This is a genomic window from Anabaena sphaerica FACHB-251 (genome assembly GCF_014696825.1).
Taxonomy (GTDB): domain Bacteria; phylum Cyanobacteriota; class Cyanobacteriia; order Cyanobacteriales; family Nostocaceae; genus RDYJ01.
In genome coordinates, this window is the sequence record NZ_JACJQU010000009.1 from 144,420 (window position 1) to 157,716 (window position 13,297).

The window sequence follows — 13,297 nt, forward strand, 5'->3', positions numbered from 1 at the left end:
AACTTTGAATATAAAAGGCAGATATGACAATAAATTTGGCAAATTTAAATTATTGTTAAAATGTCTCCAACAAAGTACAAGTACAGACTCTATAATTCAACTGAAACAACAAATCCACACGACTCCAGACAATACCTGGAAACGACGAGTAAAATTCACTCTGTGGTACTTATGATTCCTCATTCCTTACTAACCGAGGAGGTCGAATGACGATTAGTCCTCCGGAGCGAGAGGAGAAAAAAGCAAGAGTCATCGTTGACAAAGACCCTGTACCCACCTCATTTGAAAGATGGGCGCAGCCTGGACACTTCGATAGATCCTTAGCTAAAGGTCCAAAAACCACCACCTGGATTTGGAACCTGCACGCCCTCGCCCACGATTTCGATACACATACAAGCGACCTAGAAGACATTTCCCGCAAAATCTTCTCCGCGCACTTCGGCCACCTAGCCGTCGTGACAATCTGGTTAAGCGGAATGTTATTCCATGGCGCTAAGTTCTCCAACTACGAAGCTTGGCTGGCTGATCCATTAGGAGTTAAGCCCAGCGCCCAAACTGTTTGGCCTATTGTTGGACAAGACATTTTAAACGGTGATATGGGCGGTGGCTTCCACGGCATTCAAATCACCTCTGGCTTGTTCCAAGTATGGCGTGGCTGGGGTATCACTAGCTCCTTCCAGCTGTATGTAACTGCAATTGGCGGCTTGGTATTAGCAGGCTTGTTCCTGTTTGCTGGTTGGTTCCACTACCACAAACGCGCTCCCAAACTGGAATGGTTCCAGAATGTGGAGTCCATGTTGAATCACCACTTGGCAGTATTGCTAGGTTGCGGTTCTTTGGGATGGACAGGACACTTAATCCATGTGTCCGCACCAGTTAACAAGCTATTGGATGCAGGCGTTGCCATTAAGGACATCCCCTTGCCCCACGAGTTCATTTTGAATAAAGACCTGTTGACAGAGTTGTATCCCAGCTTTGCCAGCGGGTTAACACCTTTCTTCACATTGAACTGGGGAACTTACGCTGATATTCTGACCTTTAAAGGTGGTTTGAACCCCGTAACAGGCGGTTTGTGGATGACTGATATTTCTCATCACCACTTAGCGATCGCTGTACTGTTCATCATCGCCGGTCATATGTACCGCACCAACTGGGGTATCGGTCACAGCATCAAAGATATCCTAGAAAACCACAAAGGACCCTTCACTGGTGAAGGTCACAAAGGTCTTTACGAAAACCTGACCACCTCTTGGCACGCTCAGTTGGCTACTAACCTGGCCTTCTTAGGTTCCTTGACAATCATCATCGCGCATCATATGTACGCGATGCCCCCCTATCCATACTTGGCAACTGACTACGCTACACAGTTGTGTATCTTCACTCACCATATTTGGATCGGTGGCTTCTTGATTGTGGGTGGTGCTGCTCACGCAGCGATCTTCATGGTGCGGGATTACGATCCTGTTGTTAACCAAAACAACGTACTGGATCGTGTGATTCGTCACCGTGATGCTATCATCTCTCACCTCAACTGGGTTTGTATTTTCCTCGGCTTCCACAGCTTTGGTTTGTACATCCACAACGACACCATGCGTGCCTTGGGTCGTCCCCAAGATATGTTCTCTGACTCTGCAATTCAATTGCAACCAGTGTTTGCTCAGTGGGTACAAAACCTGCACACACTGGCTCCAGGAACAACAGCACCTAATGCCCTGGAAACAGTAAGTTATGTGTTCGGCGGTGGAATTTTGGCTGTAGGCGGTAAAGTAGCTGCGGCTGCTATTCCTTTAGGAACAGCTGACTTCTTAATTCACCACATTCACGCCTTCACCATTCACGTAACCGTACTGATCCTGCTAAAAGGTGTATTGTACGCTCGCAGTTCTCGTCTGATTCCAGACAAAGCTAACTTAGGCTTCCGCTTTCCTTGCGACGGTCCAGGTCGTGGCGGTACCTGCCAAGTTTCTGGTTGGGACCATGTGTTCCTGGGACTGTTCTGGATGTATAACTCCTTGTCAATTGTAATTTTCCACTTCAGCTGGAAGATGCAATCTGATGTATGGGGAACTGTAGACGCAGATGGTGTGGTAAGCCACATCACAGGTGACAACTTTGCTCAAAGTGCGATCACCATTAACGGTTGGTTGCGTGACTTCTTGTGGGCGCAAGCTACACAAGTAATCAACTCCTACGGTAGTGAACTGTCCGCTTATGGACTCATGTTCTTAGGCGCTCACTTCGTTTGGGCATTCAGCTTAATGTTCCTGTTCAGTGGTCGTGGCTACTGGCAAGAGCTAATTGAGTCCATCGTCTGGGCGCATAATAAACTGAAAGTAGCTCCAACAATTCAGCCTCGTGCATTGAGCATCACTCAAGGTCGGGCTGTAGGTGTAGCTCACTATCTACTAGGAGGAATTGCCACCACCTGGGCATTCTTCCACGCACACATCCTTTCTGTAGGTTAAGAATTTCAGTGGATATTTTGGGTTTTGGATTAAATATCCAATCCAAAATCTAAAATTTCACTGAATAGCACTGATAGCACTGATAGCAATGGCTAAAGGTCAGAGGAATCATCAACCCTATGGCAACAAAATTTCCAAAATTTAGCCAGGATCTCGCACAGGACCCGACTACTCGTCGGATTTGGTATGCGATCGCAACAGGAAACGATTTTGAAAGCCACGATGGCATGACGGAAGAAAATCTTTACCAAAAGATTTTCGCCACTCACTTCGGTCACTTGGCAATCATCTTCCTGTGGGCATCCAGCCTCCTGTTTCACGTAGCCTGGCAAGGTAACTTTGAACAGTGGATTAAAGATCCCCTTCATGTCCGTCCTATCGCCCATGCGATTTGGGACCCCCATTTCGGCGCTCCAGCAGTTGAAGCTTTCACCCAAGCTGGTGCAAGCAATCCTGTAAACATTGCTTACTCCGGTGTTTACCACTGGTGGTACACCATCGGGATGCGTACTAACCAAGAACTGTACACCGGTTCTTTAGGTCTGCTCCTGTTGGCAGCTGTGTTCTTGTTCGCTGGTTGGTTGCATTTGCAACCCAAGTTCCGTCCTAGCCTCTCTTGGTTCAAGAGTGCAGAACCCCGTCTGAACCACCACCTAGCTGGTTTGTTCGGTGTTAGCTCCTTGGCTTGGGCAGGTCACTTGGTTCACGTTGCTATTCCTGAATCTCGTGGTATCCATGTAGGATGGGATAACTTCTTGACTGTAGCTCCCCACCCAGCAGGCTTAACCCCCTTCTTCACAGGTAACTGGGGCGTTTATGCTCAGAACCCTGACACCGCTGGACAGTTATTTGGTACTTCCACAGGTGCTGGTACAGCGATTCTCACCTTCTTGGGCGGTTTCCACCCCCAAACAGAATCCCTGTGGTTGACCGACATGGCTCACCACCACTTGGCGATCGCTGTTATCTTCATCATCGCCGGTCATATGTACCGCACTAACTTCGGAATTGGTCACAGCATCAAAGAAATGCTCAACTCCAAATCCGGTTTAGTTCCCGGTAGCAAGAGCGAAGGACAGTTCAACCTGCCCCACCAAGGTCTGTACGACACCATCAACAACTCCCTACACTTCCAATTGTCTTTGGCATTGGCAGCACTGGGAACCATTACTTCCTTGGTAGCTCAACATATGTACGCTCTGCCTCCTTACGCGTTCATCGCTAAGGACTACACCACACAGGCAGCACTGTACACCCACCACCAGTACATCGCTGGTTTCTTGATGGTTGGTGCTTTCGCCCACGCCGCCATCTTCTGGGTTCGTGATTATGATCCCGAACAAAACAAGGGCAACGTATTAGACCGGATTTTGCAGCACAAAGAAGCGATCATCTCCCACCTCAGCTGGGTATCTCTCTTCTTGGGCTTCCACACCTTGGGCTTGTACGTTCACAACGACGTAGTAGTTGCTTTTGGTACTCCTGAAAAGCAAATCTTGATTGAGCCAGTATTTGCTCAGTTCATTCAAGCTGCTCACGGTAAAGTTCTCTACGGCTTAGACACCTTGTTGTCTAACCCCGATAGCATCGCTTACACAGCCTACCCCAACTACGGTAACGTTTGGTTGTCTGGCTGGTTAGATGCCATCAACTCTGGAACAAACTCCTTGTTCTTAACAATCGGTCCTGGCGATTTCTTGGTTCACCATGCTTTCGCTTTGGCTATCCACACCACCACCTTGGTACTTGTTAAAGGTGCTTTGGATGCTCGTGGTACTAAGCTGATGCCCGATAAAAAGGACTTCGGCTATGCGTTCCCCTGCGACGGTCCCGGCCGTGGCGGTACTTGCGACATCTCCGCTTGGGACGCTTTCTACCTGTCTATGTTCTGGATGTTAAATACCATTGGTTGGGTAACTTTCTACTGGCACTGGAAACATCTAGGTATTTGGCAAGGTAACGTTGCTCAGTTCAACGAAAACTCCACCTATTTGATGGGCTGGTTCCGTGATTACCTCTGGGCTAACTCCGCTCAGTTGATCAACGGTTACAACGCCTTCGGCATGAACAACTTGTCTGTTTGGGCTTGGATGTTCCTATTCGGACACCTAGTTTGGGCAACCGGTTTCATGTTCCTCATCTCTTGGAGAGGTTACTGGCAAGAGTTGATCGAAACCCTGGTTTGGGCGCACGAGCGTACTCCTCTAGCTAACTTGGTTCGCTGGAAAGACAAGCCCGTTGCTCTCTCCATTGTTCAAGCTCGTGTGGTTGGTTTAGCTCACTTCACTGTTGGCTACATCGTCACCTACGCTGCGTTCCTCATTGCTTCTACTGCTGGTAAGTTCGGTTGATCCGGACTGCTGGTTTTAGGTAAGTAACAAAAAATCCCCTGCCGTGAGGTGGGGGATTTTTTTATGGTTGGGCAGGATAAGGACGGCATTGGTTTAAATTTTAATCACTTTGTATTAGAGCGATATTAATGTTAATTCAGTGCTAATAAATTACAGAGTATATGAGAAAGATATCTGAATCAGGATTTACAGGATTTAAGGATTTACAGGATTATTTTTCATGTTTATATCCTGTGTATTTTGACATCATCTTGATCCTTCTTCTTTTGCGTCAATTCCCAACTCCTGACGTAGTTCGTTGATACTTTGCGGTTTTAAAGTTCTCGCTTTTGCTCTTTCCAAAGCAGTTAGAAGACGGGTAATAGTTTCTTGACTCAGTGGCATCGTTTCTGGCTCAATATCTCCAGTTTTATCAGAACTAGCCCACCATAATGGGTAACATCCATAATCAGCCATGAGTTTAATTTTTTCGATTTTCAGAATTATACTCTACCTTCAATAATAGCTAAACCCCATTCTAATTTATTGAAGTATTTGGTATTAATACTAATAAGTTCTTGATCAAGAGGTGATTTAGGAGCATTAGGTTTTCCATAATCTTGATAATTTGTAGTGATAAAGCAAATATTCTGATGGAAATTTTTATTTCTCAATTGCTTACCGATATCTAAAAAAGCCGCAAATATCTGACAGTCTTTAGCTGAATCTTTACCTCTTTGAGCAGGAGCATCACATTTATTAATTCTCTTCATTGCTTCTACATAATGAGAATCATCTATTGCTATTTTCTCACATTTATCTAGGAGACTTTTAGAAAGATTTTTCAGGTGTTCAGGGAGATTTAGAGTTTTTATTACTTGTCCAAAATCATGGTTAAAATCAAAGATAATATTTGCAGAATTAACCATTTTCTCTCTTTTTAGTTCTGCCTTTTTTATTTCTTCTGTAAGTTCGATTTTGACAGTTGCTATATTTTCTTTCCATTCTGTATAGACTATTTCATTTGTCACTAACCACACACTACGATTATTTAGTTTTGATTTATTAATTAATTCTAAGGATGCTGATATTTCGTTAGTAGATATATTATCTCGAAATGGAGAACGGATAATATCTAAAATTGTGCAAGTGTCTAAAAATAAAACTGGTGCAGGTGCAGAGATAATAATTTCACTTAGCTCTGTTGAACTAATAAACATTCATCATTGTCCTTTTGTATAGTTCAGCAAAGCATCAGCAAATTCGTATTCTGTGACTAATTTATCGACTGCTTCTTTTGACCATCCTTTTTCAATTAAGGACATACTCAAGAAATTAGGATCTAATTTTACGCCTTTGGAATTTACAGATAATATGAAATCAAACCATTTTTTTCTATCTACAGGATGTGAGGTAACGGTAAATTTATTTGCATAAACAGCAAATTGATTTAATAATGCTGCTGCATCATTACCGATCAGATTTTCAATAAATTCTTGATCGGTTGTTATTTCTGTGGTTACAGGAGTATTTTTAATGGCAGGTTGGACAATTTTTTCAAAGAAGTCTACTAAAATTTGATTGTATTCATCAACAGATAATTGACCTTTTTCTGCTGGTACAATATTAGATACAAACCAAGTATTATGATCTTTCTGGAAAAGTATTAAACCAGCAGCTTCTAAACCATCTCCTGTGGTATGTTCAAAACAGTAGGTTTTTTCTTCTAAGAGAACTGCATTTTTTTCGCGTTCGTAAGCTCTTGACCAATTGTTTGTACAATTATCGGTTAAATATTTGATTAATTGGTCAATATCATAGCTATTGAGGTATATATATAAGTCTCGAAACTTTTTCATAGTGATTGTAATATCTAACAATTACTAAAAATAGAATAGCATATTTTTTATTCAGTTAGCTGTCTAACCCGTCTGGGAATAAATTTTGAGTAAGTTTGATTTTTATTGGCATCATCTTTACTATACCAAATCAATTGTAAGAATTCAATTGGAGGATGAACGCCATTCTCTTTGATAATTTCTGTTACGGATTATCAGATTCTTGATGGAATCATCTGTAAAATTTAATTCTCTTAACACACAGACTTGAAGTATAACAGTCAGTGTATGAAATAGTTGAATTAGCTCTTTACCTTTTGCAGCTTTTTCTTTTTCCTTTGCATTATGATGTGTCCAAGCATTACGAGTTTTTGAAGCTCTACTAGCGAAAAGCTGTCTATCCTGAATATCACCTATAAAATCACTAGGAAGTAAATCTGAAATATCTTCTATTATTTGGTGTAATCTGGTTTGAAGAGTGACCCGATTTAAACCTTTAACTTGTCCTTTTAAAGCTTCTCTAAAATCATCACTAATTCCATTAGTTTCATCAACACTTCTTTCTGGTGATTTTTCATCAAAGTTTTCTCCAGAAAATTCTTCGATAACTTCTAAAAGCTGCTTAAGAATACCATTCTCGTATATTTTAGATTTCTGATATTTGCTTTTGTCTTTATATCTATCACTAACAGTATGATAATATTCTAATGCTTGTATTATATTGATAAAATCATAATTTATATATAAGTTAGGAGTATAAGTTGTAGTCATAATAAGTTGAAAAACAGAAGTATATTTTTCTTGCTTGTTTATCCAGTTGTTAAAAATTTCTCCTAATCTATCTCCAATATCATTAAAAGTAAATAGCATTTCATGAACAGATAATTTTGCTTCTGAGTTACTTTGATTACCTCCCAAACCAAATAATATAATAACTGTCTGTTCCTGAACTTCTTCATTCATGGTGTATGTTCCATCATTTTGATTTATATATTTTGGAACAGTAATATCTAATTTTCCTTCAACAGAAATTATCGAAGTTGGTTTCGACATTGCAAAACTCAAGAAATCTTTAAAGTTTATACATAAATCAATACATTTGTCAATAGATTTATTATGATGATTGCTAATTGTCAAATATGTTTTTTGTTCAATATTAGCTTTATAGTAAATAGCTCCAAAATACATATCAAAAGGGTTCATATAAATTGGAGGAAAGGTAATAGATATATCTAATTCATTTATTGTATTCAAGTAAATATTTTCAGGAGGCTGATAGCTTATTAAAAGCTGATTATCTTTTTGACGTGGTATGTATGGTGTGTATAATGTTATTCCTGATTTACCAACCCATTCTCTAAAATAAGAATATTCTATAGCAATAGACTTGAACTTGATACTCTCTTCATTTGAAATGTGAATTTTCCTAAAAATATACTCAGCGTAGAAAACTAAAGTAGGTCTACTTTTGGCATCAAAACTTGTAATTTGACCAAAGCATTTATACAGTGTGATTTCTTCATTATTTTCAATTAAACCAAGAATAATTATTTCTTGGGGTTTGATAAATTCAAGCTCTCTCGTTCCTTCTTTTAAAGAATTTTCCTGATCAGATAGAATAAAGTCTGATGCTATATCTTTTTCTATCAAACTTCCATCATAGAAAGATTCCATAAGTTCAAGTCTTGCGCCCCTATCAGATGAAAAGCTTAATGTACCTGGTATTCGTACTTCTGGTTTACTAGGAATCCACCATTGACCCAAACTAATAAAATCTTGCATTGTGATTATTGAATAGAGTAAATTTATTATCAGTAAGTATTATACTATATTTATTTTGAATATCTAATCTAAAGTATAAGAGCAAGTAGTAAAGAGTAAATCTTACCCCTCACCACTCACTCTTTTAACTAACCTCGTAAACCTACGCCCCTACAGACTCCTTAGCGGCATACAATACCTCAGCCGAGATATCCTTAAACCCACGCTCACGGGCAAACTTTTCGGTATTTCGCTTCACTTTACCGCGCACAAAACCAGGAATTTTATTCAATTCTGCTTGTCCATCTTTTGTCCAATTCAAACCAGATTCCGCAGAAATTCCTTTGGTAATTACTTCCTTTGTATCGTGTCCACCAAAGATTTCTAATAAGTGATCTTCCATTCCCAAAGTGAAGGAATTGTAGATTAAATCTGTGATTTGATTTGTGCCTTCATAACCCATAAATGGTTTGTAACCAATGGGGAAATTCTGAACGTGAATTGGTGCTGCAATCACACCGCAAGGAATATCCAAACGTTTCCCAACATGGCGTTCCATCTGTGTACCAAATATAGCAGAAGGTTCAACGCGAGCGATCGCATCCCCAATAGCACCATGATCATCTGTAATTAATACTTCATCGCAATACTCGCTCACCTGTTCTCTAAACCAGTCAGCATCATACTTGCAATAAGTACCAGCCCAAACCACATGAATCCCCATTTCCCGCGATAGAATTTTAGTCAAAGCCGCAGCATGAGTATTATCACCAAATACCACCGCTTTCTTACCAGTTAAATTCTGACAGTCAATAGAACGAGAGAACCAAGCCGCTTGAGATACGTGCAGAGTTTGTTCATTAATGAAGTCTTCATAATCAACTTCCGCACCTTGGGCGTTAATTACCTGCTGAATTTTGCGGATACATCTGGCAGTTTCCACAACGCCCATCGGCGTAATATCTACGTAAGGTGTGCCAAATTCTTCTTCTAAATATTTAGCTGTAGTTAACCCAAGTTCCCGATAAGGAACCAAGTTAAACCAAGCTTGAGGCATACTTTTCAACTCGTGAACCGAAGCACCTTCAGGAATGACAGTATTTACTTCAATTCCCAAATCAGCCATTAATCGTTTTAGTTCAGTGCAGTCGTGGTTGTTGTGGAAACCAAGAGTAGAAATACCAAAGATGTTAACTGAGGGTTTAGCAGTTTTCCCTGTTGGTAATTCCCCTTTTTTGCGGGCTTTCTCAATGTAATATTGGACTATTTGTTGTAGAGTCCGGTCTGCGGCTTGTAGTTCGTTGTAGCGGTAATGGTTCACATCCGCCAGCATTACGTCCCCTTTTGCTTCCAACTGCGCTCTTTCCACAAAGTTGTGTAAGTCTTCTTGCAGAATGCTGGAAGTGCAGGTGGGAGTTAAAACAATTAAATCGGGGTGTTCCTCAGCATCTTTGCGGGTGATATTGTCTACCACCTTTTCTTGAGAACCACGGGCTAAAACGTTTCTGTCAACGACGCTGGTTGTTACTGGGGTAAAATTACGTTCCCGCGATAGCATCGAACGCATAACATTAAAATAATCATCTCCCAAGGGAGCGTGCATAATCGCGTGAACATTTTTAAAAGAACTAGCAATCCGCAAAGTACCAATGTGAGCGGGTCCTGCATACATCCAGTAAGCCAATTTCATTCGGTCTTCTCCCAGTAAAATTGAAATTAACGTAGTCCAACCGATTTGGACAATAAGTGCTTGATTATTAAGTCGCTTTTGATTCTCTCAAAATTTGCAGAAAATAAGAAATAGGAATATTTGCTGATTAGGCTATAAAGTAATTGCTAAAACCTAGTTATAGCATGGATTATAGCTATTAATTGAGTAAGGATTATTGTTGTTTGAAGCAAATAAATCTTAATGTTTTGAAAACAAATTTTATTAAATTTTTTCTCAATGTTAACTATAAAAATTTATATACTCAGTCTCAATCATTCATGGAAATGGCATCGCCAAAATTTCAAGAACCATTCTCCCGGTTTTCATAGGGTCCGAGAAATCTCTCTCCGTTAAAATGAATCATGTGATCTGGTTGATCTGCTACCCAAACTTCTGTTTCCCAAGAAATCTCAGCCAAATATCGAGTCATTTCCTTGCGGCTGGGAAAAGCAGTCATAAAAACTAACCCCTTACTACTGGACTGAAACAGTCGCTTTAATTCATTGTGTCGTTTTAAGTTAACAGGCCCATGACTGGTTACAGCTTCTATTAATATCAGCCAGTCTTGTTGTTGATAATAAACTACAACATCTGGCATTTTACCGTGAGGATCTAACTCCACCCCCATGTCTCTGAACTTTTGAGTTTCATTAATGATGAATTTGTCTCCAGCATCACCTACATAGAGAACCAAACCTCCTGGTGTAAATCTCGGACAAAAACTTTCTAAAATGTCTTTGATTAAATTGTTTTGTCCACCTGATGATAGATAAATTGCTTGTCCATTGGGTAAGCTAACGGGAATTGTTGGTATATTTCGAGTTCTATCCTGCAATCAGTTTTTGACAGAAATAGCATAATTACGACGATATTCTTCCCACTCCTCAGACAAGATTATTTTGCACCTAAAAATTTTACTGTATAATTTTATCTATTGTCTAAGTTTGTCGCAAAGTGTAATATTTTTTTAACTTGAGGCAGAGCCTCATATATTTCATTACCTGTCAGAGACAGGTAACGAGAAACGAGAAGTAACTACTCACCTAAATTAATTGCTGGATTTCTCTTAAAAAATCCCCTTGGCATGAGTTTAAAACTTACTTGATGTCGTGGCATTACAGGCCAATCTTCTGGACGAGGAACATGAGTCATACCCATTGTGTACCAAACAACAATATCTTCATTTTCCAAAGATTCATTATCAGCAATATATTTAGGTAAACCCTCTCCTGGTGATGTTTGATTAGGATAATCACCACCTGCATACATTTCACCAGATTTATATTTTGTCACCCAGAAATGATGAGTTGCAAAACCAGCTTTTTCTCTGATATTTGCACCTTCCACTGCATACAAAATTGTGTTTCCTCCTGGCATTAACATATATGCAGGTGCAACCCCTACATGATTCTTTTTATCTGCACTAGCAATCATCCATTCTCGACTGTGTTTAATATCTGCATCACGCACTGCTTCGGTTTCTGTTTTTAATAATGTATCTTCAACAGTGATGGTATTTCCTAAAGGATTATTTTCACTGATGGGTAAAGCATTAACATTCATTTCCATGACATTATTAACTTGTCCATCTACATCTAAATCTAGGCGATAATTGAAAAAATGCTGATGATTGACACCGAAGATATTTTTAGCTAATAAACGTCCCAAAGAATTGCTAGATTGTTTTTCATCAGATGTTCCTTGTGCTAAAACAATACCTGATAACTCATTTTCAATTTCTAGAGTTCCATCTTGATGAAATATCCAATTTAAACTATAATCATAGTTATCAACTGTTGTAATCATGTTCATGACTAATTCACGATTACGACGGACATAATTTTTTTGGCTGTTGTAGTCAAAATGCTTCCAGAGTACGCCGTTATCTCTTTCATAAATACCAATTACACTTGGCATGGTATAAGGTTCTCCCTCACCATTAGCAAATACCGCATTTAGTAAAACCCCATTTTCAGGGATTTCTTGACCTAATTCTAGTTGATTAGCTAATAAACCAAGGTTGTATTCTCCCACATCAAAGGCGTTACGAAATGACCAGTTAGGATTTGGATCACCGTAAGGAACTGCCATTTCTGAAAGACTGGCACGATATAAAATTGGGCTGATTTTTTCGCCATCATTATATTTAACAAGATATAAAACTAAGCCTTCACGGGGGTGCATTAAATAACGAAATTGCCAACCTTGCCATGTAATTTCATTACCATTAATTTTGAAGGTTGTACCATCAGGCTGAGTAATTTTTAATGGTTTAGGTGGTGCAGTTAATTTACTAAAAGATCGAACATCATAGTCCCAGTTTTCTTGAGAAATAGGCACTACACCATAATCAACGAAACTAGAAACTTCTTCTTTATTTAAATCAACTGTCACTAAAACGCCTTCGATGGGACGAGAATAATAATTCCAGTGTTTACCTTGATAATAGGATAATGTGCGACAGAGACGACTACCAGTTTCTGCTTCTTCTTTACTTAGTATTCCTGCTCCCCAACAACTTATTTGTACTTGGTTAAAATCTTTAATTCCTCGTTTTATCATAGCTTTTTGCCAGCGGGGATCAGATTTAACTACATCTTTTGCTATTTCATAATCTGGGGGTAAAATAGCAGGTTGAACATGATGTATTTCTTGCCAAGAAGTTAGAGTTTTGGTTGTTAAGTCAACTGTTCCTGTGAATGTTTTATTGAGTTCGCGTTCATAAACTTGCAAAAAAACCTGGCGGGGAAATTTTTTCCCAGGTTGAAAATTCAAGACTTGTTTTTTATCTGGTTCTTGTAAAGTAATCATGGGAAAAAATGCTGTGTCGCTTAATGTTTTTTCCCGTCTTAATAACTCTACTGCGGTAGTAATTTCTGTTTCTGTTAAGGGATTGAGAGGATGGTTAATAACTGATTTTTCAGCAAATGCAATATTAGGAAATCCCAGGGATAGGAAAATGCAAATAATCCAGGCAATAGCCAGTTTTAACAGAGATTGGCTAATAGAAAAATATCTAATTAATTCTTGTGTAATAGATATCTTAGCTGTAATTATTTTTGGTTGGGCATCATGCCCAACCCACAAGAATGTATCATTTGTTTCTGGGAAATACCAAAAATGATTGAGCTTTTTAATCATACTGTTTGAAACCCAAGCAAAGTTAATGAATATCTATTGATTTCAAAACTC

9 protein-coding genes are annotated in these 13,297 nt (G+C 39.4%); 2 read left to right on the forward strand and 7 right to left on the reverse strand.

Annotation, left to right across the window (positions count from 1 at the left end; genetic code table 11):
• Positions 1-206: 206 nt before the first annotated feature.
• Both psaA and psaB read left to right on the forward strand, forming a co-directional pair.
• Entirely contained in the window at positions 207-2,465 is a 2,259-nt protein-coding gene (gene psaA, locus H6G06_RS16275; RefSeq protein WP_190561917.1) for a photosystem I core protein PsaA, read from the forward strand.
• A 119-nt stretch (positions 2,466-2,584) separates the two neighbouring features.
• Entirely contained in the window at positions 2,585-4,816 is a 2,232-nt protein-coding gene (gene psaB / locus H6G06_RS16280) for a photosystem I core protein PsaB (RefSeq protein ID WP_190561919.1), read from the forward strand.
• Positions 4,817-5,062: 246 nt separating this feature from the next.
• On the opposite strand, the gene H6G06_RS27455 is transcribed toward psaB, so the two are convergent.
• The 7 genes from H6G06_RS27455 to H6G06_RS16315 form a co-directional block, all read right to left on the reverse strand.
• Positions 5,063-5,272 carry a hypothetical protein gene (locus tag H6G06_RS27455; RefSeq protein ID WP_242039722.1) on the reverse strand — a complete coding sequence of 70 codons (210 nt, stop codon included), beginning with the start codon at positions 5,270-5,272 and terminating at the stop codon, positions 5,063-5,065.
• A 26-nt stretch (positions 5,273-5,298) separates the two neighbouring features.
• On the reverse strand, positions 5,299-6,015 hold the full coding sequence (locus H6G06_RS16290) for a PIN domain-containing protein (protein WP_190561921.1): 717 nt from the start codon (positions 6,013-6,015) through the stop codon (positions 5,299-5,301).
• A 3-nt stretch (positions 6,016-6,018) separates the two neighbouring features.
• The gene (locus H6G06_RS16295; RefSeq protein ID WP_190561923.1) at positions 6,019-6,654 is read right to left on the reverse strand and encodes a hypothetical protein; all 636 of its coding nucleotides are present in this window, start codon (positions 6,652-6,654) and stop codon (positions 6,019-6,021) included.
• Positions 6,655-6,798: 144 nt separating this feature from the next.
• Positions 6,799-8,415, reverse strand: a complete 1,617-nt coding sequence (locus H6G06_RS16300; protein WP_190561925.1) for an ApeA N-terminal domain 1-containing protein — start codon at positions 8,413-8,415, stop codon at positions 6,799-6,801.
• A 142-nt stretch (positions 8,416-8,557) separates the two neighbouring features.
• Positions 8,558-10,084 carry a ferredoxin:protochlorophyllide reductase (ATP-dependent) subunit B gene (gene bchB / locus H6G06_RS16305; RefSeq protein WP_190561927.1) on the reverse strand — a complete coding sequence of 509 codons (1,527 nt, stop codon included), beginning with the start codon at positions 10,082-10,084 and terminating at the stop codon, positions 8,558-8,560.
• Between the two features lie 322 nt (positions 10,085-10,406).
• Positions 10,407-10,940 (reverse strand): BsuBI/PstI family type II restriction endonuclease, encoded by a 534-nt coding sequence (locus H6G06_RS16310; protein WP_242039718.1) that lies wholly within the window; start codon positions 10,938-10,940, stop codon positions 10,407-10,409.
• 200 nt (positions 10,941-11,140) lie between these two features.
• Entirely contained in the window at positions 11,141-13,246 is a 2,106-nt protein-coding gene (locus tag H6G06_RS16315) for a primary-amine oxidase (RefSeq protein WP_242039719.1), read from the reverse strand.
• Positions 13,247-13,297: the final 51 nt, after the last annotated feature.